Annotated in this window: 17 protein-coding genes; 8 read left to right on the top strand and 9 right to left on the bottom strand. The window is 68.7% G+C overall.

Annotated features, from left to right (window positions below):
• Positions 1-183: 183 nt before the first annotated feature.
• Together AC1Z3O_RS01145 and AC1Z3O_RS01140 are read left to right on the top strand one after the other, a co-directional pair.
• Complete coding sequence (locus AC1Z3O_RS01145) at positions 184-1,152, top strand: tripartite tricarboxylate transporter substrate binding protein (protein ID WP_483517487.1); 969 nt, start codon at positions 184-186, stop codon at positions 1,150-1,152.
• 82 nt (positions 1,153-1,234) lie between these two features.
• A complete protein-coding gene (locus AC1Z3O_RS01140; RefSeq protein ID WP_483512865.1) occupies positions 1,235-1,741 on the top strand; it encodes a MarR family winged helix-turn-helix transcriptional regulator in 507 nt (168 codons plus the stop codon).
• 72 nt (positions 1,742-1,813) lie between these two features.
• Here the strand turns inward: AC1Z3O_RS01140 and AC1Z3O_RS01135 are convergent, their stop codons facing one another.
• Together AC1Z3O_RS01135 and AC1Z3O_RS01130 are read right to left on the bottom strand one after the other, a co-directional pair.
• Positions 1,814-3,496 carry a long-chain-fatty-acid--CoA ligase gene (locus AC1Z3O_RS01135; RefSeq protein ID WP_483512864.1) on the bottom strand — a complete coding sequence of 561 codons (1,683 nt, stop codon included), beginning with the start codon at positions 3,494-3,496 and terminating at the stop codon, positions 1,814-1,816.
• Positions 3,497-3,730: 234 nt separating this feature from the next.
• Positions 3,731-4,363 carry a TetR/AcrR family transcriptional regulator gene (locus AC1Z3O_RS01130; RefSeq protein ID WP_483512863.1) on the bottom strand — a complete coding sequence of 211 codons (633 nt, stop codon included), beginning with the start codon at positions 4,361-4,363 and terminating at the stop codon, positions 3,731-3,733.
• A 166-nt stretch (positions 4,364-4,529) separates the two neighbouring features.
• On the opposite strand from AC1Z3O_RS01130, the gene AC1Z3O_RS01125 reads away from it, so the two are divergent.
• The 3 genes from AC1Z3O_RS01125 to AC1Z3O_RS01115 all read left to right on the top strand — a co-directional run bounded on the left by AC1Z3O_RS01125 (position 4,530) and on the right by AC1Z3O_RS01115 (position 11,123).
• Positions 4,530-6,293 (top strand): AMP-binding protein, encoded by a 1,764-nt coding sequence (locus AC1Z3O_RS01125; RefSeq protein WP_483512862.1) that lies wholly within the window; start codon positions 4,530-4,532, stop codon positions 6,291-6,293.
• Between the two features lie 91 nt (positions 6,294-6,384).
• On the top strand, positions 6,385-9,723 hold the full coding sequence (locus tag AC1Z3O_RS01120; RefSeq protein WP_483512861.1) for an acetyl-CoA carboxylase family protein: 3,339 nt from the start codon (positions 6,385-6,387) through the stop codon (positions 9,721-9,723).
• A 200-nt stretch (positions 9,724-9,923) separates the two neighbouring features.
• A complete protein-coding gene (locus AC1Z3O_RS01115; RefSeq protein WP_483517486.1) occupies positions 9,924-11,123 on the top strand; it encodes a branched-chain amino acid ABC transporter substrate-binding protein in 1,200 nt (399 codons plus the stop codon).
• Between the two features lie 43 nt (positions 11,124-11,166).
• Here the strand turns inward: AC1Z3O_RS01115 and AC1Z3O_RS01110 are convergent, their stop codons facing one another.
• Both AC1Z3O_RS01110 and AC1Z3O_RS01105 read right to left on the bottom strand, forming a co-directional pair.
• Entirely contained in the window at positions 11,167-12,318 is a 1,152-nt protein-coding gene (locus AC1Z3O_RS01110; RefSeq protein ID WP_483512860.1) for an aminopeptidase, read from the bottom strand.
• Positions 12,315-14,462, bottom strand: a complete 2,148-nt coding sequence (locus AC1Z3O_RS01105) for a molybdopterin-containing oxidoreductase family protein (RefSeq protein ID WP_483512859.1) — start codon at positions 14,460-14,462, stop codon at positions 12,315-12,317. Before AC1Z3O_RS01105 ends, AC1Z3O_RS01110 begins: the two co-directional genes overlap by 4 nt.
• Positions 14,463-14,784: 322 nt before the next feature.
• Between AC1Z3O_RS01105 and AC1Z3O_RS01100 the strand changes: the two genes are divergently transcribed.
• Positions 14,785-16,002: an ABC transporter substrate-binding protein gene (locus AC1Z3O_RS01100; RefSeq protein WP_483512858.1), complete on the top strand. Its 1,218-nt coding sequence runs from the start codon at positions 14,785-14,787 to the stop codon at positions 16,000-16,002.
• Positions 16,003-16,068: 66 nt separating this feature from the next.
• Here AC1Z3O_RS01100 and AC1Z3O_RS01095 read toward each other — a convergent pair whose 3' ends face one another.
• The 5 genes from AC1Z3O_RS01095 to AC1Z3O_RS01075 all read right to left on the bottom strand — a co-directional run bounded on the left by AC1Z3O_RS01095 (position 16,069) and on the right by AC1Z3O_RS01075 (position 21,814).
• A complete protein-coding gene (locus AC1Z3O_RS01095; protein WP_483512857.1) occupies positions 16,069-17,133 on the bottom strand; it encodes an ABC transporter ATP-binding protein in 1,065 nt (354 codons plus the stop codon).
• Positions 17,130-18,128: an ABC transporter ATP-binding protein gene (locus tag AC1Z3O_RS01090; RefSeq protein ID WP_483512856.1), complete on the bottom strand. Its 999-nt coding sequence runs from the start codon at positions 18,126-18,128 to the stop codon at positions 17,130-17,132. Before AC1Z3O_RS01090 ends, AC1Z3O_RS01095 begins: the two co-directional genes overlap by 4 nt.
• Positions 18,129-18,147: 19 nt before the next feature.
• The gene (locus AC1Z3O_RS01085) at positions 18,148-19,071 is read right to left on the bottom strand and encodes an ABC transporter permease (RefSeq protein WP_483512855.1); all 924 of its coding nucleotides are present in this window, start codon (positions 19,069-19,071) and stop codon (positions 18,148-18,150) included.
• A gap of 3 nt (positions 19,072-19,074) precedes the next feature.
• Positions 19,075-20,052 (bottom strand): ABC transporter permease, encoded by a 978-nt coding sequence (locus AC1Z3O_RS01080; protein ID WP_483512854.1) that lies wholly within the window; start codon positions 20,050-20,052, stop codon positions 19,075-19,077.
• A gap of 175 nt (positions 20,053-20,227) precedes the next feature.
• A complete protein-coding gene (locus AC1Z3O_RS01075) occupies positions 20,228-21,814 on the bottom strand; it encodes an ABC transporter substrate-binding protein (RefSeq protein WP_483512853.1) in 1,587 nt (528 codons plus the stop codon).
• A 330-nt stretch (positions 21,815-22,144) separates the two neighbouring features.
• Between AC1Z3O_RS01075 and AC1Z3O_RS01070 the strand changes: the two genes are divergently transcribed.
• Both AC1Z3O_RS01070 and AC1Z3O_RS01065 read left to right on the top strand, forming a co-directional pair.
• Complete coding sequence (locus AC1Z3O_RS01070) at positions 22,145-23,338, top strand: M20 aminoacylase family protein (protein WP_483512852.1); 1,194 nt, start codon at positions 22,145-22,147, stop codon at positions 23,336-23,338.
• Entirely contained in the window at positions 23,320-24,417 is a 1,098-nt protein-coding gene (locus AC1Z3O_RS01065; RefSeq protein WP_483512851.1) for a DUF2891 domain-containing protein, read from the top strand. The genes AC1Z3O_RS01070 and AC1Z3O_RS01065 overlap by 19 nt, the downstream gene beginning before the upstream one ends.
• Positions 24,418-24,430 lie beyond the last annotated feature (13 nt).

Below are 24,430 nucleotides of genomic sequence, written 5' to 3'. Positions count from 1 at the left end.
CTTGCAAAGGCACCTTCGGGTGCCTTTTTTCATGGCCGCGGCTGCCCTGGCACCTAGGGCATCACCCACTCCGCGCGGCAGATGCGGCCTGCCTACAATGCTTGCACCTTCCAACCCGGCCAGAAGTGGCTGAATTCCGGAGACAGACTTATGCGCAGAATTCTCAGGAGCATTCTGGTGCTGATGCTCGGTTCGATCGCAGGTTTTGCCTGGACCAGCGGCGCCGCGGCCGCCGACGCCTATCCCGCCAAGCCGATCCGGCTGGTGGTGCCCTTCCCGGCCGGCGGCACTACCGACATCCTGGCGCGCGCGGTGGCCGCCGAGCTGTCCAAGCTGCCGGGCTGGAACATTGTGGTGGACAACCGCCCCGGCGCCGGCGGCAATATCGGCACCGACATGGTCGCCAAGGCCGCGCCCGACGGCTACACGCTGCTGATGGGAACGGTCGGCACGCATGGCATCAACCAGTCGCTCTATGGCAAGCTGCCCTTCGACCCGATCAAGGACTTCGCCCCGATCACCGAGGTGGCGGCCGTGCCTAACGTGCTGGTGGTCAACCCCGCCTTCGCCCAGCAGAACCAGATCGGCACGGTCAATGACCTGATCGCCTATGCGCGCGCCCATCCCGGCAAGCTGAACATGGCGTCTAGCGGCAATGGCACCTCGATCCACCTCGCGGGCGAGCTCTTCAAGACGCAGACGCATATCTATATGGTGCACTTCCCCTACAAGGGCAGCGGCCCCGCGCTGACCGACCTGGCCGGCGGCACCATGCAGCTGATGTTCGATAACCTGCCTTCCTCGATGGCCCTGATCAAGGCGGGCAAACTGAAGGCGCTGGCGGTGACCAGCACCAAGCCGTCCGCCGCGCTGCCCGGGGTCGGCACGGTGGCGGAACTGGCCAAGCTGCCATCCTACGAAGCCAGCTCATGGTTCGGGCTGCTGGCCCCTGCCGGCACGCCGCACGACATCGTGGCGCGCATCCAGCAGGAAGTGGCCAAGGCCCTGGCCGCGCCGGCCATGCGCGAGAAGCTGCAGGCACAAGGCGCCGAACCGGTCGGCAACACGCCTGAGCAGTTCGCCGCCTTTATCCGCGCGGAGCACATCAAGTGGGCCAAGGTGGTCAAGGACTCCGGCGCCAAGGTGGATTGAGACGCCAGGGCATATATACTTGAGGCATGAAATAACCGGCCGCCGAAGGCGGCGGCCGGCAGCACAAAGATTGCCTGAAGAGATGCCCAACCCCTCCCCCGTTGATGCGGGCGCAGAACTGGCGCCGCTAGACCTCGAAACCCGTGCCGACGACAGCGGCCATGAGGCCTTGCGCCTGTGGCTGCGCCTGCTGACCTGCACCAACCTGCTGGAGGGCGACATCCGCTCCCGGCTGCGCCAGGAATTCGCCTGCACGCTGCCGCGCTTCGACCTGATGGCCCAGCTCGACCGCCATCCCGAAGGCCTGAAGATGGGCGAGCTGTCACGCCGCATGATGGTCACCGGCGGCAACGTGACCGGCATCACCGACCAGCTGCAGCAGGAAGGCCTGGTCTCGCGCGAGGCGCTGCCCAGCGACCGCCGCGCCTACCTGATCCGGCTCACGCCGGCCGGCCGCGCGGCCTTCTCGCGCATGGCGCGCGCGCACGAGCAGTGGATCGAGGAGATGTTGGCCGGCTTGGGCGCCGCCGACAGGCGTGCGCTGTTCAAGCTGCTGGGCCGGCTCAAGGCAAGCCTGATCGCGCCCTGAGTGCCCCACTGAGCGCCGCGCTGGCACCGCCGCCGGCGGATGCCCGGCACCGGGGTGCCGGGCGCAGGGACATCAGGCCGCCTGGCGGCTGTCGCGCAGCTCGCGGCGCAGGATCTTGCCCACATTGGTCTTGGGCAGCTCGCTGCGGAACTCGACGTACTTCGGCCGCTTGTAGCCCGTCAGCCGCTCCTTGCAGAAGGCAATCACATCGGCCTCGGTCAGCCCCGGATCCTTCCTCACCACGAAGAGCTTGACCACCTCGCCCGAGTGCTGGTCCGGCACGCCGACGGCGGCCACCTCCAGCACGCCCGGGCACTCGGCCACCACGGCTTCCACCTCGTTCGGGTAGACGTTGAAGCCCGACACCAGGATCATGTCCTTCTTGCGGTCGACGATCTTGGTGTAGCCGCGCGCATCCATCACGCCGATGTCGCCGGTCTTGAAGAAGCCGTCCGGCGTCATGACCTTGGCGGTCTCGTCGGGCCGGTTCCAGTATCCGGCCATCACCTGCGGGCCGCGGATGCAGATTTCGCCGGGCTGGCCCAGCGGCACGTCGCGGCCGTCGTCGTCGCGGATGGCGATGTCGGTGGACGGCAGCGGCAGGCCGATGGTGCCCGAGAAGGCGTCGGTATCGGTCGGGTTGCAGGTGGCCGAAGGCGAAGTCTCCGAGAGACCGTAGCCCTCGATGATGGGGCAGCCGGTCTTGGCCAGCCATTGCTTGGCCACGGCTTCCTGCACCGCCATGCCGCCGCCGTTGGCGACGCGCAGCTTGGAGAAGTCGACCTTGCCGATGTCCGGGCTGTTCAGCAGCGCGTTGTACAGCGTGTTGACCGCCGGGAACATGTGGAACTTGTACTTCTGCAGTTCCTTGACGAAGCCGGGAATGTCGCGCGGGTTCGGGATCAGCACGCTCATGCCGCCGCTGCGCATGCCCAGCAGGCAGCAGACCGTCAGCGCGAAGATGTGGTACAGCGGCAGCGCGGTGATGGTGATCACCTGGTCGATCTCGCCGCCCTTGTGCAGCGCCGGCTGCATCCAGGCTTCGGATTGCAGCACGTTGGAGACGATGTTCCGGTGCAGCAGCACCGCGCCCTTGGACACGCCGGTGGTGCCGCCCGTGTACTGCAGGAAGGCGATATCGTCCGGACCGGTCGACGCCGGCTTGAGCTGCATGCGGCTGCCTTCACGCAGCACGTCATTGAAACGCACGCAGTTCGGCAGTTCCCAGGCGGGCACCATCTTCTTGACGTTGCGCACCACGAAGTTGACGATGGCGCCCTTCAGCCCGCCCAGCAGGTCGCCCATGCTGGCCACGACCACATGCTTGACCGGCGTGTTCGGCAATACCTGCTGCAGCGTGGTGGCGAAGTTCTCCAGCAGGACGATGGCCTCCGCGCCGCTGTCCTTGAGCTGGTGCTCCAGCTCGCGCGGCGTGTAGAGAGGGTTGACGTTGACCACCACGAAACCCGCGCGCAGCACCGCCGCCAGCACCACGGGGTACTGCAGCACATTGGGCATCATGATGGCGACGCGTGCGCCGGGGCGCAGCCCGCGCGACTGCAGCCAGGCCGCGAACTGCGCCGAGAGATGGTCCAGTTCGCCGTAGGTGATGGCCTTGTCCATGCAGACGAAGGCGCGGCGGCCGGCATAGGTGCGGAAAGACTCTTCCAGCAGCTCGGCAAGCGAGCGGTACTGGCTGGCATCGATCTCGGCGGGGACGCCCGTCGGGTACTGCTTCAGCCAAAATCTCTCCATAGCCACCGTCTCCTGTTTTCTGATTTCTGAATGGTCGTTCGATTTTTGCGATGCTAAACGCGCCACCGGGGTTCGACAACACCGTTAGATGAAGTCCTCGGGAAACCAGGGACAGCATATCGTGGATCTGGCGTCACCGGACGTTGGCAGTCTCGGGAATACCCTGATGAGGAAGAGCCCAGCGACCCACTCGGAAGATTCCTACCTGGCGCTGCCAGGGTGGCTCAGGGCGGCTCAGCCCGGCAGCACCAGCTTCATCATATTGGTGGCCAGTTCGCGCGCAAGCGCCTCGCCATCCAGGCGGCGCGGGTCGTGCCACGTGTACATGAAGCCGACTACGCTGCCGATCGCGTGGGCCGTCACGCGCGCCTCGCCATAGGCGAAAACGCCGGCGCGCTTGCCCTCCTCCAGCAGGGCGTAGAGGTCGCGGTAGAAGGCGCGTGCCATCTCGCCCAGCCAGGCCAAGGTGTCCGGACGCAGGTACTGGTGGTCGCGGAAGCTCAGCGTCGCAGGCACGTAGCAGGCGATGCAGCGCCGCGCCATTTCCAGCAGGCACGCCTCCAGGCGCTCACGCACCGGCAGCGACGGGTCCGCCGTCTCCCGGATCACCGGCAGACAGGTCTGCGCCGATTCCCGGCACAAGATGTCGAAGATCTCGTACTTGTCGGTGAAGTAGTAGTAGACGGCCGGCTTGGTCACGCCCAGCGCGCGGCACAAGTCGTTCATCGTCATGCCGGGGTAGCCCTTGGTGTAGAAGAGCTGGGCCGCCGTGTCCAGGATCTGTCGGCGCCGGGCCTCCTGCCGCTCCGCGATATGCGAGCGGGCGGGAACGGCTTCGACGAGTGCGGAGTTCTGTGGAATGGACATGTCGGAATTCTCGCACGCCAGCGCACCGACGCCACTTGGCGGCGGCGCGCCGCTTGACGGCGCGCGGCGATCTCCCTAGCATTGTACCAACAGGTAAATAAATATACCAAAAGGTAGGTGCGCAGGCATCACCGGCGCGCCGCCTTCCGCGAGGAGACACGCACCGATGGACCAGACCGCAAAGAGGCCGGCAGCGGCCGCCGACGAAGCCGCCTATCTCGCCGACCTGCACCAGCGCTGGCAGCATGCCTGGCCTGCCGGCACGCCGCGCGAACCGCGCTACCCGCTGGGACGACAGCCGCTGAGCGAATCGCTGCGCCATTGGGCACGCGTGCGCCCCGACCGGCCTGCCGTGATCTTCTATGGGCACCACACCAGCTACGACGAACTCGACTCTCAGAGCGACCGCTGCGCCGCGCTGCTGGCCGAGCAAGGCATCCGCGCCGGCGACCGCGTGGCGGTGCTGATGCCCAACTGCCCCCAGTTCCATATCGTCTTCTTCGGCATCCTGAAACTGGGCGCGGTCTACGTGCCGATCAGCCCGCTCTCCCAGCGCGCCGAGCTGTTGCATGCGCTGCGGGACAGCACGCCGCGCGCCCTGGTCACGCTCGACCAGTTGTTGCCGCTGGTACGCGAGACGCGCACCGCCCTAGGCGCCGACGATCCCATCGCCAGCCTGTTCTACACCAGCTTCGCCGACGTGGCACCGGCCGAACCGACGCTGCCGCTGCCGCCGATGGCCATGGCGCCGCGCTGCCCCGCCGAGCCGGAAGACCGCGCCATCGACCTGCTGCCCGCCCTTGCCTCGTGCACCGCGCCGGCGCCGCAGGTCCCGCCCGCGCTCGATGCCGTGGCGGCCTTGAACTACACGGGCGGCACCACCGGCCTGCCCAAGGGCTGCATCCACACCCAGGGCGACATGGTCGACATGGCGGCTGCCTTCGGCGCAGTCTCGCTGCCGCTGGACGACAACGCGGTGATGCTCGGCTTCTTCCCCGAGTTCTGGATCGCCGGCGAGAACCTGTGCCTGATCTTCCCCGCCTTCTTCGGCGTGCCGCTGGTGCTGCTCGCGCGCTGGGACGCCGAGACCTTCATGGCGGCGGTGCAGCGCTACCGCGTCACCAACGCCTCGATGCTGGTCGACAGCGTGGTCGAGGTGATGGATCACCCGAACGTATCGCAATATGCGCTGCAGTCTCTGCGGCATGTCGGCGTGTCGTCCTTCGTCAAGAAGCTGAACCTGGACTACCGCCGCCGCTGGCAGGCGCTGACCGGCGCGACCATCGCCGAAACCGCCTGGGGCATGACCGAGACCCAGACCTGCAACACCTTCACGCTGGGCATGCAGGACGACGATCTCGACCTGCGCTCGCAGCCGATCTTCGTCGGCCTGCCGGTGCCGGGCACCGAGTTCAAGATCTGCGACTTCGACAGCGGCGCGCTGCTGCCGCCGGGCAGCGAAGGTGAGCTGTGCGTGCGCACCCCGACGCTGCTCAAGGGCTACTGGAACAAGCCCGAGGCCACGCGCGAGTCGCTGCGCGACGGCTGGTTCCACACCGGCGATATCGGCGTGATCGACGAACAGGGCTACATCCACTACCTGGGCCGGCGCAAGGAGATGCTCAAGGTCAACGGCATGAGCGTGTTTCCCGCCGAGATCGAGGCCCTGCTCGGCCAGCACCCCGCCGTGCTGGGCTCCGCGGTGCTGGGCCGCGCCGACGAAGACCGCGGCCAGCTGCCGGTCGCCTTCGTAATGCTCAAGCCCGAGGCCGCAGGCACGCTCGACGAGGCCGCGCTGACCGCCTGGTGCCGCGCCAATATGGCCATCTACAAGGTACCGCTGCTGCGCATCGTCGATGCCCTGCCGCTGACCGCCACCGGCAAGGTGCGCAAGCAGGACCTGGCCGATGTCGCCGCCCAGGTGCGCTAGCTAGCTAGTCCGCTGACGGGGGGCGCTGCCCCCCGGCCGGCAACGCGCGCGCCGGCTCCCGATTCCACTCCTTCGCTTCGACTCCCGTATCATGACCACCCCCAAGCTGTTGATCGCCAACCGCGGCGAAATCGCCATCCGTCTTGCCCGCGCCGCGGCCGCGATGGGCATCCCGAGCGTCGCGCTCTACAGCGAGGACGACCGCGACGCGCTCCATGTGCGCAAGGCCGATGCGGCGCAGGCGCTGCCCGGCACCGGCCCGCGCGCCTATCTCGACATCGAGCAGGTCGTGGCCGCGGCGGGCACCGCCGGCTGCACCCTGGTCCACCCCGGCTACGGCTTCCTGTCGGAGAACGCCGACTTCGCCCAGGCCTGCCAGGATGCCGGGCTCACCTTCATCGGCCCGGCGCCCGACGTGCTGCGCCTGTTCGGCGACAAGGCGCGCGCGCGGGCGCTGGCGCGCGAGCACGATGTGCCGGTAGTCGCGGGCAGCACCGGTCCGACCACGCTGGCTGCCGCCCACGCCTTCTTCGCTGCGCAGCAGGCCGAAGTGCCCGGCGCCGGCATGATGATCAAGGCACTGGCCGGCGGCGGCGGGCGCGGCATGCGCGCGGTGCGCGACGCCTCTCAGATCGACGAGGCCTACGCCCGCTGCGTATCCGAGGCAAGCGCGGCCTTCGGCAACGGCGCCGTCTATGTCGAGCGCATCGTGGACGCCCCGCGCCACATCGAGGTGCAGGTAGTGGCCGACGCCGCAGGCGCTGCCATCGCGCTGGGCGAGCGCGAGTGCAGCCTGCAGCGCCGCCACCAGAAGCTGGTGGAGATCGCACCCAGCCCCGCGCTGGACGAGCGTACGCGCGCACGGCTGGCGCAGGCGGCGCTGACCCTGGCGCGCGCGTCGGCGTACCGTGGCATCGGCACCTTCGAGTTCCTGGTGGAGCCAGCGCGTGGCGGCCGGCACGAACCCGCGATCTGGTTCATGGAGGCCAACCCGCGCCTGCAGGTTGAGCACACCGTCACCGAGATGGTCAGCGGCGTGGACCTGGTGCAGCTCCAGCTCGCCCTGGCCGGCGGCGCCACCCTGGCCGGGCTGGGACTGGCCACGCCGCCGGCGCCGCGTGGCGTGGCCGTGCAGTTGCGCGTCAATGCCGAACAGGTCGATGCAAGCGGCCAGTTGCGCCCGGCCGCGGGCACCCTCACCGCCTACGAGCCGCCCAGCGGCCCGGGCGTGCGCGTCGACGGCGCGGGTTTCGCCGGCATGGCGGTCAACCCGCGCTTCGATTCCCTGCTGGCCAAGCTGATCGTGCATGAGCCCGGCGGCGACTACGGCCGCGCGCTGGCGCTGGCCTACCGCGCGCTGTGCGAATTCCGCATCGAGGGCATCGAAACCAACCGGCGCCTGCTGCAGGAACTGCTGCAGCAGGATGCCGTGCGGACCAATGCTGTGCACACACAGTACCTGGACGAGGCCCTGCCGGCACTGGCGGCCCGTGCCGCGGCGGCCGACCCGCACCCCGCCCTGCACGCGCGCGCGGATAGTGCGCGCGCCGGTACGGCCGGGCCGGCGCCCGAGGCCGGCGAGCCCATGCCCGATCACGCCCTCGCCGTGGCCGCGCCCATGGACGGCGCGCTCGCCGCGGTGCAGGTGGCCGTCGGCGATGTGGTGCGGCGCGGCCAGCCGCTGGCGGTGATCGAGGCGATGAAGATGGAGCACACGCTCGACGCGCCTGCCACCGGCACCGTGCTGCGCGTGCTGGCCACGCCCGGCGCCACGGTGCGCGCCGGGGCGGCGGTGCTGCTGCTCGAGCCGGCCGGCGAGGAAGATGCCGGCGGCCACACCGCACAGGACGAGACCGATCCCGACCATATCCGCGCCGACCTGCGCGACGCGCTCGAGCGCATCGCGCTGGGCCTGGACGCCGCGCGCCCCGAGGCCGTGGCCAAGCGCCATGCGCAGGGCGGGCGCACCGCGCGCGAAAACATCGAGCAGTTGTGCGATGCCGGCTCCTTTATCGAATACGGCGCCCTGGCCATCGCCGCACAGCGGCAGCGCCGCAGCGTGGACGACCTGGTGCGCGCCACGCCTGCCGACGGCATCGTCACCGGCATCGGCACGGTCAATGCGGGCGCCACCACGGGCGCCGACGCGCGCTGCATGGTGCTGGCCTACGACTACACCGTGCTGGCCGGCACGCAGGGCTTCTACGGCCACAAGAAGCTGGACCGCATGCTGGCGCTGGCGCGCCAGTGGCGCATGCCGGTGGTGCTGTTCGCCGAGGGCGGCGGCGGCCGTCCCGGCGACACCGACATGCCGGTGGTGGCCGGCCTGGACTGCACCTCCTTCATCCAGTTCGCGCGCCTGTCCGGCCAGGTGCCGCTGGTCGGCATCGTGCACGGGCGCTGCTTTGCCGGCAACGCCGCGCTGCTGGGCTGCGCCGACGTGATCATCGCCACGCGCAGCGCCACCATCGGCATGGGCGGCCCGGCCATGATCGAGGGCGGCGGCCTGGGCGTCTACGCGCCGGAGGAAGTCGGACCGGTCAGCGTGCAGGCGCCGAACGGCGTGATCGACGTGCTGGTCGAGGACGAGCCCGCCGCTGTCGACGCCGCGCGCCGCTACCTATCGTATTTCCAGGGCGACGCCGCGCACTGGGAGGCGGGCGACGCCCGCCGCCTGCGCCACCTGATTCCCGAGAACCGGCTGCGCAGCTATGACATGCGCGCGGTGATCGACGCGCTGGCCGATACCGGCTCGGTACTGGAACTGCGCGCCGCCTTCGGCAGCGGCATCATCACCGCGCTGATCCGCATCGAGGGGCGCGCCTTCGGCTGCATCGCCAACAATCCGCGCCACCTGGGCGGCGCCATCGACGCGGCTGCCGCCGACAAGGCCGCACGCTTCATGCAGCTGTGCGACGCGCACGGCCTGCCGCTGCTGTCGCTGTGCGACACGCCGGGCTTCATGGTGGGTCCCGAGGTCGAGAAGACCGCCACCGTGCGGCATGTGTCGCGCCTGTTCGTCACCGCCGGAGCGCTGCGCGTGCCCTTCTTCACCGTGGTGCTGCGCAAGGGCTACGGCCTGGGCGCCCAGGCAATGGCGGGCGGCAGCTTTGCCGCGCCCTTCTTCACCGCGGCCTGGCCCAGCGGCGAGTTCGGCGCGATGGGCATCGAGGGCTCGATCCGGCTGGGCTTCCGCAAGGAGCTGGAGGCCGTGGCCGATCCCGAAGAGCGGGAAGCGCTGTTCGCCCGCATGGTCGACGGCGCCTACCAGCGCGGGCGCGCGCTGAACATGGCGAGCCACCTGGAGATCGACGCGGTGATCGACCCGGCCGACACGCGCCGCTGGCTGCTGCGCGGGCTCGCCTCGGTGCCGGCCGACGCGCTGGGCCCGCGCCCGCCCGAGGCGCGCCGCTTCGTCGACACCTGGTAGGCGGGGCGGACCGGGGCAGAGAAGACAACACCAAGGAGAGGAGACAAGCCATGCGACACCAACCGACGCCCGGCCGCGACACGCTCGCCAGGCGGAGCGCCCCGCTTCATGCCATACGCGCCATACGCGCCGTACGTGCCGTCCACACGGCTCACGCCGCGCTGGCTGCGGCGCTGGCCATCGCCGGCATCTCGCCGGCCATGGCCGACGCCCCGCAAGATGCTCCGATCAAGGTCGCCTTCATCGACCAGTTGTCCGGTCCGCTGGCCAATGTCGGCGAGTTGTTCCAGGCCAACCTGAAGTTCGCGCTGGACGACGCCAACGCCAAGGGCGGCGTGCTCGGCCGCAAGTACGAGCTGCTCAGCTACGACGACAAGCTGTCGGCACACGACGCCCTCTCGGCCCTGCAGAGCGCCATCGATGCCGGCGCGCGTGCCGTGTTCACCGGTGGATCGGGTTCTTCGGTGGTGACGGCGCTGGTGGAGGCGGCCACCAAGCACAACGAACGCAATCCCGGCCAGCGCATCCTGATCATCAACTATGCCTCGATCGATCCCGACCTCACCGGCGCGCGCTGCAGCTTCTGGCATTTCGCCACCGAGGCGAACACAGCGATGAAGATGCGCGCGCTGGCGGAATTCACGCGCGGCCAGAAGGAGATCCACAAGGTCTACATGATCAACCAGGACTACGCGCACGGCCGCATGTGGGCCGCGCTGGGCCAGCAGATGATCTCCACCGCGCGCCCGGACGTGCAGTTCGTCGGCACGACCTTGCATCCGCTGGGCAAGGTCAAGGACTTCGCACCCTACGCCGGCAAGGCCAAGGCAAGCGGCGCCGATACCATCGTCACCGGCAACTGGGGCCAGGACCTCAACCTGCTGATCAAGGCTGCCGGCGACATCGGCTACGACGCCCGCTACCTGAACCACAGCGGCGGTGGTGCGCCGGGCACGGTGCAGGCGATCGCGCAGGCAAAGATGGGCCGCCTGACCTGGGTGGCAGAGTCGCTGCCCAACACGGATGACCCGGTGCTGGCGGCACTGGCGGCGCGCGTGCGGCAAACCCCGGCCGGCGAGTACTTCGCGCCGCGCGTACTGGTATCCGTGCAGCTCCTGAGCGAGGCCATGCGCCGCGCCGGCAGCGACGACCCGACCAAGGTCGCGTTCGCGCTGGAAGGGCTGCGCTATGCCTCGCCCCTGGGCGAGGTCGTGATGCGCAAGAGCGATCACCAGCTGCTGCTGCCCCAGGTGGTGTCGACGGTGGCGCCCGTGGATGGCAAAGCCGTGAAGGTGGGTGCGGAAGGCACGCAGTACGGCTTCCGCCAGGACAGCGTGACGCCGGCCCGTGCACTGGACCTGCCCTCCGCCTGCCGCATGAAGCGGCCGGCTGGCGCCTGAGCCAGCGTCCGGGAGCGCGCGTGGGCGTGGACTGGCGCGTGCGCTAGCGCGCGACGGACGCCGGCCCAGCCGGGTTGGCCGCTACACTCGCACCGCCCGCGTCCTCCGCCGGCGGCGCGAGCGCCCGCAGCGCGGCCGTGCGCTCGCCCGGCGGCAGGTCGCCGATGCGCTTGACCTCGGCATAGAAGCGGCGCCAGTCGCCATCGCAGCGCGCGAGCAGGACCAGGAAGGCAGGCACCCATTGCTGGTACGTGGACACCGCCGCGAACTGGGGATTGACCAGCGGTTGCGCGAACCAGCGGTCGTAGCCGGCATAGCCGCCCCAGCTGGCCTTCAGGCTGGCGTACTGCTCGCGCAACTCGGCCAGCAGCTCGGCCTTGCGCCGGCGCTTGTCGTCGTCTGAGAGCGAGGAGCGGTACAGCGCATCGAGGCGATTGCGCGTAGCCAGCACCAGCGCGCGGAACTGCTGGCGCCGCGCATCATACTGCCGGTAGCTGTCGCGCTGCTCGGGCGTCGCCTCCCGTGCCAGCCAGCGCTCCACGCCGGCGGTCTCCACCGCGGTGGCGAAGGACTCGTTGAAGGCGGTGTCGTCGCGCACATAGACCACCTGGTGTCCCAGCTCGTGGAAGATCAGGCGCGCCAGCTCGCCGGCGGGCTGGTAGACGAAGGTATTGAGCAGCGGGTCGTCGAAATAGCCCAGCGTGGAATAGGCCGGGATGCCGGCGACGTAGACCTCGAGCCCCCCACGGCGCAGCTGCGCGGCATAGCGCTCGGCCTCGGCGTGGTCGTAGTAGCCGCGGTAGGAGATACACCCCACCACCGGGAAGCACCATTTGTTCAGCACCATCGACAGCTCGGGCGTGGCGAATACGCTCCACACCACGTAAGGCCGATGCAGGTCGGCGTAGCGTCGGTAGCTGCCGTTGTCGGGCAGCTTGAGCTCGCGCGAGGCGAAGTTGCGGATCTCGCCGGCCAGCGCCAGCCGCTGCGCAAGCCGGCCGTCGTTGGCCTCGCGGGCCGAGGCGATGGCGTCGTCGAGCGGCTGGGCCTGCGCCATCACGCTCAGGTGGCCGTTGACCGACTGGGCGTAGTAGCTGACCGTATCGCAGCCGGACAGCCCGGCGGCCGCCAGCACGGCAGCCGCAAGCGCGGCGGCAAGGCCGGCGATAGGCCCGCTTGCCGGCCGCGCGCTCATGATGCGCTCGCCGGCTCCGCTGCCGCGGCGCCGGCCGCCGTTTTCCCCGACGCCGCGCCAGGCGCGGGCTCCACCTCGACCAGGCAGTCGTAGAAGACCGGCGCGCGGCCCAGGTCGGTCAGACGCTGGCTGGTCAGCTCGTTGGCGTTCTTGCCGTCCGCGGCCAGCTTCTTCCACCAGATCGACAGTCCCACCACCAGGCCGCGGCGCGCGCGGTCGGTGACGCGGGCGCGCGCCAACATGCTGCCGCGGTCATTGAAGGCGCGCACCATGGCGCCGTGCTCGATGCCGCGCGCCGCCGCGTCATCGGGGTGGATGTCCAGGTGCGGCTCGCCCTCGGTGGCGCGCAGGCTGTCCACGTTGACGAAGGAGCTGTTGAGGAAGTTGCGCGCGGGCGGGGAGATCATCGCCAGCGGGTAGCGCGAAGCCAGCTCCGGCGCGGTGGCGGGTGCCTCGTAGGGCGGCACGTAGGCGGGCAGCGGATCGAGGCCCTCGCGGCGCATCGTCTCGGAATAGAACTCGCACTTGCCCGAAGCCGTTGGGAAACCGCCCTCGGCGAAGGGCGCCGCCGGCAGGTTCAGCTTCTGCCAGCCCTGCGCCTTCAGCGCTTCCCAGCTGATGCCCTGTGCGCGCGGGTCATCGCGCAGGATGGCCTGCGCCGCGATGTCCTCGTCGCTGTCGGCGAAGCAGGCCTCGGCAAAGCCCATGCGATGCGCCAGCCTGCGGAAGATCTCGGTATTGGGTAGTGCCTCGCCCAGCGGCGCCACCGCCGCGTTGTTGGCCAGGAAGTAGGTATGGCCGTAGGCCTTGTGCACGTCCACGTGCTCCAGCTGCGTGGTAGCGGGCAGCAGCACGTCGGCGTAGTCGGCGGTGTCGGTGCGGAAGTGCTCCAGCACCACGGTGAACAGGTCCTCGCGCGCGAAGCCCGCCGCCACCTTGGACGACTCGGGCGCCACCGCGACCGGGTTGCTGTTGTAGACCACGAGTGCTTCGATCTTCGGGCCGTGCCCGCTGCTGCCGTCATCGAGCAGCGCATCGCCGATCGTCGACATATTGACCGTGCGCGGCAAGGCCGGCCAGTCCGGCAGCAGATCCGGGCGCTGCAGCGCCTGGCCGTCCACCGGGAAGAAGCCCGAGGTCGACAGCTGCAGGCCGCCCGCGGGCTGGCGCCAGGCGCCGACCAGCGAAGGCAGGCAGGCCACCGCGCGCACCGCCTGGCCGCCGCCGTGGGCACGCTGCATGCCGTAATTCAAGCGGATCGCCACCGGCTCGCGCTCGCGCACCGCGAGGCCGCCGTACAACCCGGCCAGCCATTCGATGTCGTCGACGGCAATGCCGCAGATGCGCGCCGCGCGTTCCGGCGTGAACTCCTGCGCGCGTTCGCGCAAGGCGTCGAAGCCGATGGTGTGGCGCGCGATGTAGTCATGGTCGAGCAGGTCGTCGCGGATCAGCACATGGATCAGCGCCAGCGCCAGCGCGCCATCGGTGCCCGGCATCGGCGCGATGTGGCGGTGGCACTTCTCCGCGCTCAGCGAGCGGTAGGGGTCGATCGCCACCAGCGTGGCACCGCGCCGCTTGGCCTCCTGGGCGCGCGTCCAGAAATGCAGGTTGGAGGCGATCGGGTTGCCGCCCCAGATGATGATCAGCTTGGCCCCGGTCACGTGCTCCATGTCCATGCCCACGCTGGCGCCGTAGGTGTAGCGCAGCGCGGTGGCGCCGGCGCTGGCGCAGATGGTGCGGTCCAGCAGCGAGGCGCCCAGCTTGTGGAAGAAGCGCGCGGCCATGCTCTCGCCCTGCACCAGCCCCATGGTGCCGGCATAGCTGTAGGGCAGGATGGCCTGCGCATCGCGCGCGGCGATCTCGCCGAGCCGGCCGGCCACCAGGTCGAGCGCCTCGTCCCAGGAAATCGGGGCGAACTTGCCTTCGCCCTTGCGGCCCACGCGCTTCATCGGCGTCAGCAGCCGGTCCGGATGGTAGGTGCGCTCGGTGTAGCGCGAGACCTTGGTGCACAGCACGCCCTGGGTTCCCGGGTGCTCGGGATCGCCCGCCACCTTGACCGCGCGGCCGTCTTCGACGGTGACGAGAAGGGCGCAGGTGTCGGGGCAGTCGTGCGGGCAGGCGGCACGGATGATGCGGGTGGCCATGTGATCTCCGGGGCGATGGCGGCGTCGTGGGCAGCTCGGTTGCGGGGGCGTGGTCGAGCGGCTTCGGCGGGCGGCTGCGGTGGGAGGCTCGGGGGGATGTCTCACCCGACCCATTGCGGGCCGGCGACCGGGCCATGGCGGCCTCGCTGTTGTACGCCGGCGTCGCCGGCATGCGCGCCGCCCGGGGAAGTTTCTCGGCTTTGATTGTATTCGATTATGATGTGCCGGCGCGCCGCGCTCCAAGGGGTGCGGCAGGCTGGGCCAGTGCCGGCGCAGACCGGGCGGCCATCGGTAAAAAAACAACCGCTTTGACGGGAATACCATGCAATTGCAGACCGGGGTCAAACGCTGGCGCATCGCCAGCCTGCTGGTGGCGTGCGCCATCGGCGCAATCGGCACAGGCGGCGCACGTGCCGCCAACACCGCCAAAACTGCCACCACTGCCAGCACCAGCAGCACGGAAGCCGCCGTGAGCGGCGACACCATCCTGCTCGGGCAATCGGCCGCCCTCAGCGGCCAGACGGCGATGCTGGGCAAGGAACTGGGCTCGGGCGCCCGCCTCTACTTCGACTATGTGAACCAGCACGGCGGCGTGTACGGACGCAAGATCGTGCTGAAGTCGGTCGACGACTACAACGAGCCCGACACCGCGGCCAAGAACACGCAGGCGTTGATCGAGCAGGATCGCGTGCTCGCCCTGTTCGGCTATGTCGACACGGAACCCAGCCAGGCAGCGCTGCCGCTGGCCAGCGAGGCCAAGGTGCCCTTCTTCGCGCCCTTCACCGGCGCGCAATCGCTGCGCGATCCCTTCAACCACTACGCCTTCCATGTGCGTGCCGGCTACAACGAGGAAACGGCGGCCATCCTGCGCCAGATCCAGACCACCGGCCTCAAGCGCGTGGCGGTCGTCTACAACGACGACGCCTACGGCAAGGCGGGGCTGGCGGGCCTGGAGCGTGCGCTGAAGGCCTCGCCCGACAGCGGCGTGCAGATCGTCGCGCGCGAGGGCGTGGTGCGCAACACCATGGAGATCGGCGACGCCATGCAAGGCAGCATGAAGGCCAAGCCGGACGCGGTGGTGATGATCAGCGCCTACCGGACGGCCGGCGCCTTCGTCAAGGAAGCGCTGCGGCGCGGCTACAACGGGCAGTTCTACAACGTGTCCTTCGTCGGCACCCAGGCGCTGGCGCACCAGGTTGGCGCCCAGGGCAGCGGCGTGATCATCTCGCAGGTCATGCCGCACCCCGGCAACGCCACGCTGCCCGTGGTGCGGGAATACCTGCGGCTGCTGCAGGCGGCGGGCAAGTCGAACGATTTCGACTACGCCAGCATCGAGGGCTTCATCGCCGCGAAGGCGATGGTCGAGGGTCTGCGCCGCGCAGGCAAGGAGCCGACTCGAGAGAAGCTGGTGAGCGCGCTGGAGACCATGCGCAATGTCGACCTGGGCGGCTATATCATCAACTTCACGCCGGAAAACCACGTTGGCTCGAAGTTCGTGGAAATGACCATCATCAACTCGCGCGGGCAGGTGATCCGCTAGAGCCGCTAGAGCCGCTTAAGCTGCTAGCGCCGCCTTCGGCGGCCGCGCCGGCGGGCCGCGGCCCGCCTACTTCATGTCGTTCAGGTGGCAGGCCGAGAAGCGGATCGGCGCGATTTCCTTCAGCACGGGCTGCTCCTCCCGGCATCGCGGCATCGCATACGGGCAGCGCGGGTGGAAGTGGCAACCGCGCGGCGGATTCAGCGGCGACGGGATCTCGCCCTGGATCGCCACATAGGTCTTCTTGCCGACTTCCAGCTTGGGCGCCTCGGCCAGCAAGGCCTGCGTATAGGGATGGTTGGGCGAGGCGAACACGGCATCGGTGGGCGCCGATTCGACGACGCGCCCGAGGTACATGATCATCACGCGGTCGCTGATGTGCTTGACCACGCCGAGGTCGTGGCTGATGAACAGATAGGTCAGGTTCAGCTCTTCGCGCAGCCGCATGAAGAGGTTGAGCACCTGGGCCTGGATCGACACATCGAGCGCGGCCACCGATTCATCGCAGACCAGGAACTCCGGCCGCACCGCCAGCGCGCGGGCAATGCCGATGCGTGCGCGCTGCCCGCCGGAGAACTGATGGGGAAAGCGTCGCAGCACAGTCGGGTCCATGCCCACGCGCACCAGCATGTCCTCGACGTAGGCGCGCTGCCCCGCACGCTGCACCAGGCCGTGCACGACCGGCGCCTCGCCGACGATGTCGACCACGCGCATGCGCGGATTCAGCGAGGCGTAGGGATCCTGGAAGATCATCTGGATGGCCAGCTGCTGCTCGCGCCGGCGCTGCGGCGGCAAGCGGTCCAGGTCAACGCCCTTCCACAAGCGCTCGCCGGCGCTCAGCGAATGCAGGCCGACGGCCATGCGTCCCAGCGTGGACTTGCCGCAGCCGGACTCGCCGACCAGGCCCACCACTTCGCCGGCCTGGATGGCCAGGTCGACGCGGTCCACCGCGTGCACGATCTCCTCGCGCGCATGCGCGCCGAACAGATTGGCCACCTTGGCGGCGACATCGAGCGTCTTGATGAAGCGCTTGGACACGCCGCGCATCTCCAGCAGCGGCGTGCCGGACGCAGACGCCCCGGCCGCGCCCGCGTTCCCGGCATGGTTTGGCAGCGGTGCGGCGGCGGTGCTCATGCGGCCTCCGATTGCACGACGATGGGATGGAAGCAGCGCAGCCTGCGCCCGTCGGCCCCGCTCTCCAGCGGCGGCGGCTGCTTGCAGGCCTCGGTGGCATAGCTGCAGCGCGCACGGAAGGCGCAGCCGCTCGGCAGGTTCAGCAGCGAGGGCGTCATGCCCGGGATCTGCCGCAGCGGCACGCCGCGCGGGTTGCGCGAAGGCGCCGAGGCGATCAGCCCATGCGTATAGGGATGGGCGGGCCTTTCCAATACCTGGTGCACATCGCCGGCCTCGACGATCTTGCCGGCATACATCACGCAGACCGAATCGGCCAGGCCGGCTACGACGGACAGGTCGTGGGTGATCCAGATCAGCGCCGTGCCCGATTCGCTGCACAGCTTCTGCATCTCGTACAGGATCTGCCCCTGGATGGTCACGTCGAGAGCGGTCGTGGGTTCGTCGGCGATGATCAGGTCGGGCTTGTTCAGCAAGGCGATGGCGATCGCCACGCGCTGGCGCATGCCGCCCGAAAACTGATGGGGATAGGCCAGCAGCCGCTCGTCCGGGGAGGGAATGCCGACCCGCGCCAGCGCATCGCGGGCACGCTCGCGCGCCGCCGCCTTGCCCACCTTCTGGTGCGCCAGCACCGCTTCGATCATCTGGGTGTCGATGCGCAGCACCGGATTGAGCGTCATCATCGGATCCTGGAAGATCATCGCGATGCGGTTGCCACGCACGTCGCGCATCTGCTCGGGCGTGAGCTGGCGCAGGTCGCGCGTGACGCCGTCGCGGCTGGTCAGCTCGATGCGCCCACCCACCACGCGGCCCGGCGGATCGATCAGGCCCATGATCGAGTAGCCGGTCATCGACTTGCCGGAACCGGACTCGCCCACCAGCCCCATGATTTCGCCCCGGCCCACGGAAAAGGAGACGTCGTCGACCGCGCGCGCCACGCCGGCGCGGGTGAAGAACTGCGTTTCGAGGTGTTCAACCAGCAGGGTCGGCTTGTTCATCGGCTTTCCGTGATCGGCCTCATTGCGTCTGCAGGCGCGGATTCAGCACGTCGCGCAACTGGTCGGCGACCAGGTTCATCGACACGATGGTGACCAGCAGCGCGATGCCCGGGAAGAAACTGATCCAGTACTTTCCGGACAGCATGTACTGCTGCCCGTTGGAAATCAGCGAGCCGAGCGAGGGCTCGGTGATCGGCACGCCCAGACCGAGGAAGGACAGCGTCGCCTCCAGCGTGATGGCGGAGGCCACCTGCAGCGCGGCGATCACGATCAGTGGCGGCAGGCAGTTGGGCAGCAGGTGGCGGAACATGATGCGTGCTGGGGATAGCCCCAGGCAGGTGGCCGCCTCGATGTATTCCTTGCGCCGCTCCACCAGCGCGGCGCTGCGCGTGGTGCGGGCGTAGTAGGCCCATTGCACCGCCACCAGCGCGATCACGATATTGCCGATGCCGGGCCGCAGGAAGGCCAGCAGGATCAGCGCCAGCAGGATCGGCGGGAAGGACAGCTGCAGGTCGGCCACCCGCATGATGACGGCCTCGGTGCGCCCGCCCAGGAAGCCGGCCAGCAGCCCCAGGGTGGCGCCCAGCAGCAGGGCGATCACGGTGCTGACCACGCCCACGCCGATGCTGATGCGCAGACCGTACATCACTGCGGACAGCATGTCGCGGCCCTGCTCGTCCGAGCCGAGCAGGAACACCATGCCGTTGCCGGCGTGCTCGCCCGGCGCCAGGCGGGCGTCGAGCACGTCCAGCGTGGCCAGGTCGTAGGGATTCTGCGGCGCCAGCCACGGCGCGAACAGCGCCACCAGCACGATCAGGCCCAGCACGGCCACGCCGAGCACCGCCAGCTTGCTCGCCAGGAACTGCGCGGCGAAGCGGCGCAACGGCGTCTGCTCGCGTACCGGCGCGAGTGGCTTGTCTGCATCCAGGCTTGCATCGGTCATGGCTCAGCCCTTGTTATCGGCAATGCGCACGCGCGGATCGAGCATGCTGTAGGCGATGTCCACCACCAGGTTGAGCAGGATGAACAGCGTGACGATCACCATCAGGTAGGCCACGATCACCGGCCGGTCGAGCAACTGGATCGAATCGATGATCAGCTTGCCCATGCCCGGCCAGGCGAAGATCGATTCGGTCACGATGGCGAAGGCGATGATGGAGCCGAACTGCAGCGCGATCACGGTGACGATGGGGATCAGGATGTTCTTCAGCACGTGCACGCCGACGATGCGTGCATTGGACAGGCCCTTGGCGCGCGCGAACTTGACGTAGTCCTGCAGCATCGCCTCCTGCGTGCCCGCGCGTGTCAGGCGGATGACCATGGCGATATTGAGCAGCGCCAGGGTGACGGCCGGCAGCACCAGGTGGCGCAGGCCGTCGGCGGTCAGGAAGCTGACCGGCACGCCCAGCAGCGGCACCGTCTCGCCGCGGCCGTTGGAGGGCAGCCAGCCGAGCTGCACCGCGAACACCATGATCAGCATCAGGCCCACCCAGAAAGTCGGCAGCGAGAAGCCCAGGATCGACACGGTCATGATGGACTTGCCCGCCAGCCCGTTCGGCCGCAGCCCGGCCCACAGCCCAAGCGGGATGCCCAGCACGATGGCCAGCAGGATGGCGGCCACCGCCAGCTCCATGGTCGCCGGCATGCGCTCGAAGATCAGCTTGAGCGCTGGCGTGCCGTGCGCGAACGAGGTGCCGAGGTTGCCGTGCAGCGCGTTCTGCAGGAATACCAGGTATTGCTCCCACAGCGGCTTGTCCAGGCCGAGCGCGGCGATGGTGCGCTTGATGTCCTCCTGGTCGGCCTGCGGGTTGATCAGGATGTCGACGGGATTGCCGATGGCAAACACGCCGAGGAAGACCAGCAGCGACATGACGAAGAGCACCACCACGCTCTGCATCAGGCGCCGGATGATGAAGACCAGCATGATCGGATCGCTTCCCTCCGCCGAAGGCCCGATGCGCCCGCCGCCCCTGCCGGGCAGACGGCGCGCCTCGTGTGGCGGGCGGCGGCGCGGCGGGCGCGCCCCCCGTGTCTCGCCGCCCGGTTCTGATGCTGTCGCCTAGGCGCCGGCTCCTGCGGCGCTGCGCCGCGCCGCGCGCTCAGAGCGGCTTGAAGTTGTGTGCATAGGTCCGTTCATCGGTGCGGGGCACATAGGTGATGCCCTTCTGCGTCGCCCACGTGGTCACCTGCTGGTGGATCGGGATGATGCCGCCATCGTCGATGGCTATCGCCGTGGCTTCCTGCAGCAGCCTGGAACGTTCCTTGTCGTCGACAGTGGCCAGCGCCTTTTCCAGCACCACATCCATCTTCGGATTGCAGTACTCACCCCAGTTGGTGGTGCCGAAGCCCTTCTTGGAGTCCTCGCAGGCCAGCAGCGCGCGCAGCGGCGAGCTGACCTCCCCGGTCTGCGCGCCCCAGCCGAGCAGGCCAAAGGAGAACTCGTGCTTGATGCCCTTGGATGAGTAGGTAGCCATGGGCATGGCCTCGACCTTGGTGACGATGCCGATGCGCGTCAGGTTCTGCGCGATCGTCTGCGCGATCTTTTCATCGTTGACGTAGCGGTTGTTCGGCGTATGCAGCGTCACGCCGAAGCCGTTCGGATAGCCCGCTTCCGCCAGCAGCTTCTTGGCGCCCTCCGGGTCGTACTTGACGGTCTTCAGATTGGGGTTGTAGCCGAACAGCGTGGGCGGCACCAGGTTGTCAGTGGGCTCGGACAGGCCCTCCATGAGCCGCTCCTTGATCCCTTCGCGGTTGATCGCCATGCTGATGGCGCGGCGCACGCGCGCGTCCTTCAGCGGGTTCTTGTCCATCGGCTGCCCGTCCTTGGTGGTAACGTAGGGCGACTTGTCGCGCTTGGCATCGAAGTACAGGTAGATCACGCGATGCGAGATCTTGGAGAAGAAGGACAGCTTCGGGTCCTTGCGCACCTTGGGCAGGTCTGGTGTGGGCACGTTCTCGATCGCCTGCACGTCGCCGGACAGCAACGCTGCCAGCCGCGTGGCCGGGTTCGGGATGAAGCGCAGCGTGACCTTGTCCCAAGCCGGCTTCGGTCCCCAGTAGTCCGGGTTGCGCACCAGCTCGACGCGGTCATCGCGCGCGTAGCTGACGAACTTGAAGGGGCCGGTGCCGATCATGCCCTTGCCCTGGGCGAAGTCATCGGAACTCAGGCCCTGGGTGGCCTTCTTCTGCACGATGAAGATCGAGGTCAGGTCGTTCAGCATCAGCGGATAGGGCTGGGCGGTGCTGAGCTGGATGGTGTACTTGTCGATGACCTTCTTGCCGACGATGGCCTTGGTGTAGACGTCGAACTTGCTGGGGCTGTTCTGGATGGTGGCCGGCCGGTCGAGCGACCAGACCACGTCATCGGTGGTCAGTTCCGCACCATCATGGAACTTCACGCCCTTGCGCAGCTTGAACTCCCAGGTGTGGTCGTCGACCAGCTTCCAGGATTCGGCCAGCCCCGGAATGATGCGGCTGTCTGGATCGAGCTTCACCAGCGTGTCGAAGATGTGTTCCGACACATTGATGTTGGAGAACAGATTGTAGAACTGCGGATCCATCGAAGTCGGCGGGGAACTCATCGCCAGCTTGAGGTCCGCAGCCTGTGCCGTCGTCGCTGCGCCCAGGCTCATGGCCCAGGCAAGCAGCGCGGCGCCGAATACCTTCTTGGCGGTGCGAAGGGACATCGTGCGTTTCTCCCTGTGGGAAGCAAGGCAGACATTGGGATCGGTGCCGCGCGGATGGCGTCTGCACTGCCGCACTGCCGCAATATGGTGCGGGGCAGCACGCTCGCCATGCCGGTGCGACACCGGCCGGGTGCGTCAGGCATGAACTGTTCCAGCTTGCCGCAATGTCCGGCAATGCGGGGAAACCCCCGCGCGAGTCAGCGCAGGTTGGCGCGGCAGGGCGCAGGTGTGCCCGCCGGGCCCCGGTTCCCGCCGGAAACCGCCTGTTTTGGCGCTTTTCCGGCAGTCATCGTATGATCCGGGGTATTCCATCGCCTCAGTTCCGGCACTATGAAGCTCATCCCCGAAATCCTCCAGGCCCAGGCCGACATCCGCGCCATCCGGCGCGACATCCATGCCCACCCCGAACTCTGTTTCGAGGAACAGCGCACTGCCGACGTCGTCGCACAGCAGCTCGCCGGCTGGGGCATCGAGGTGCATCGCGGGCTTGGCACCACCGGCCTGGTCGGCGTCATCCGCAATGGCGCCAGCAAGCGCACCATCGGGCTGCGCGCCGACATGGACGCCTTGCCGCTGCAGGAGGCCAACTCTTTCGCGCACCGATCAAAGCATGACGGCAAGATGCACGCCTGCGGCCACGATGGCCATACCGCCATGCTGCTGGGCGCCGCGCGCTACCTGGCCGAACACCGCAATTTCGATGGCACCGTGCACCTGATCTTCCAGCCTGCCGAAGAGGGCGGCGGCGGCGCGCGCGAAATGATCAAGGACGGCCTGTTCGAACGCTTCCCCTGCGACGCGGTGTTCGGCATACACAACTGGCCCGGCATGCCGGTCGGCAGCTTCGGCACCCGCGCGGGCCCCTTGATGGCCTCGAGCAATGAATTCCGCATCGTCGTGCGCGGCAAGGGAGCGCACGCGGCCATGCCCAACAATGGCAACGACCCTGTCTTCACCGCGGCGCAGATCGTCTCGGCGCTGCAGGGCATCATCACGCGCAACAAGCGCCCGATCGACACGGCGGTCATCTCCGTCACGCAGTTCCATGCCGGCGACGCCACCAACATCGTGCCGGACGAAGCCTGGATCGGCGGCACCGTGCGCACCTTCACCATCCCCGTGCTCGACCTGATCGAGCGGCGCATGCGGGAAGTCTCGCAGGCCGTGGCGGCCGCCTTCGACTGCACCGTCGATTACACCTTCCACCGCAACTATCCGCCCACGATCAACAGCGCCGCCGAGGCGGACTTCGCGGCGGGCGTGGCGAGCGAACTGGTCGGGGCCGACATGGTCGACGCCGATGTCGAGCCGACCATGGGCGCCGAGGACTTCTCCTTCATGCTGCAGGCCAAGCCCGGCTGCTACCTGTTCATCGGCAATGGCGAAGGCGGGCACCGCGAACAGGGCCACGGCCTGGGACCGTGCATGCTGCACAACCCGAGCTACGATTTCAACGACGAACTGCTGCCGGTCGGCTCGACCTTCTTCGTGCGGCTGGTGGAGAAGTGGCTGGCTCCGGCCTGAACGGCACCACCGGCGCCAACGGCGCAACAGGCGCGGGCGAAGGCCGGCAGGCGCCGGTACTCGACCGCGCCTTGGCGGAGCACTTCGCCCGCGTCGCGCTGGAGAACATCCAGCGTGCCTATCCCTACAAGGTCGACCACCTGATGACCGGGCCGGAAGACCTGGCGCCGCCCAGCGTGCGCCACCCCGTCTTCCACGGCAGCTACGACTGGCACTCCAGCGTGCACATGCACTGGCTGCTCGCGCGCCTGCTGCGCCTGTACCCCGACCTGGACCTGGCAGGAGCGATCCGCGACGCGCTGGATCGGCAACTGCAGCCGCGAGCTATCGAGGTGGAGCGCGCGTATTTCGAGCGGCCATCCGCCGGGACTTTCGAACGTCCCTATGGCTGGACCTGGCTGCTGCGGCTCCAGGCCGAGTTGACCGTGCTGGCAAGCGCGGAGCCGGGGGCCGCGGCCTGGGCACGGGCCTGCGCACCGCTGGCAGACCTGCTCGCCGAGCGGCTGGTGGACTATCTCGCCATCGCTGATTTCCCGATCCGCACCGGCACCCACTTCAACAGCGCCTTTGCCCTGGTGATGGCCAACGCATACGTGCGCGCGGTGCCCCATCCCGCGCTGCGGCGCGCCATCGCCTCGCGGGCGCAGCAGTGGTTCGGCCACGACCGGCGGTATCCCGCCCGCTACGAGCCCGGCGGCGACGAATTCCTGTCCGGCGGACTGATGGAAGCGATGCTGATGCGGGAAACGCTGGATGGCTGCGGCTTCGACGAATGGTGGGAGCAGTTCTCGCCGGCCGAGGCCGAGCTCGGCTGCTGGCTGGCGCCTGTCACGGTGAGCGACCGCCGCGATCCGAAGCTGAGCCATCTCGACGGACTGAACCTGTCACGCGCCTGGTGCTGGGGCGTGCTGGCGCCCTCGCTGCCACGGGAGCAGGCGGCACTGGCGCGGCAGGCGCGCCACGCGCACTTGTCGGCCGGCTTGCCGCACGCCGCCGCCGGCGACTATGCCGGCACGCACTGGCTGGCTTCATTTGCCGCGCTGGCGTTGACCGAAGGGGCGGAAGAGCCCCGCGAATGAACGGGGCCGGCCT

Source organism: Cupriavidus sp. 09_S30 (assembly GCF_056930435.1).
Note: the sequence above shows the minus strand (reverse complement) of the source record. Positions and strands in the feature narration are given on the sequence as shown.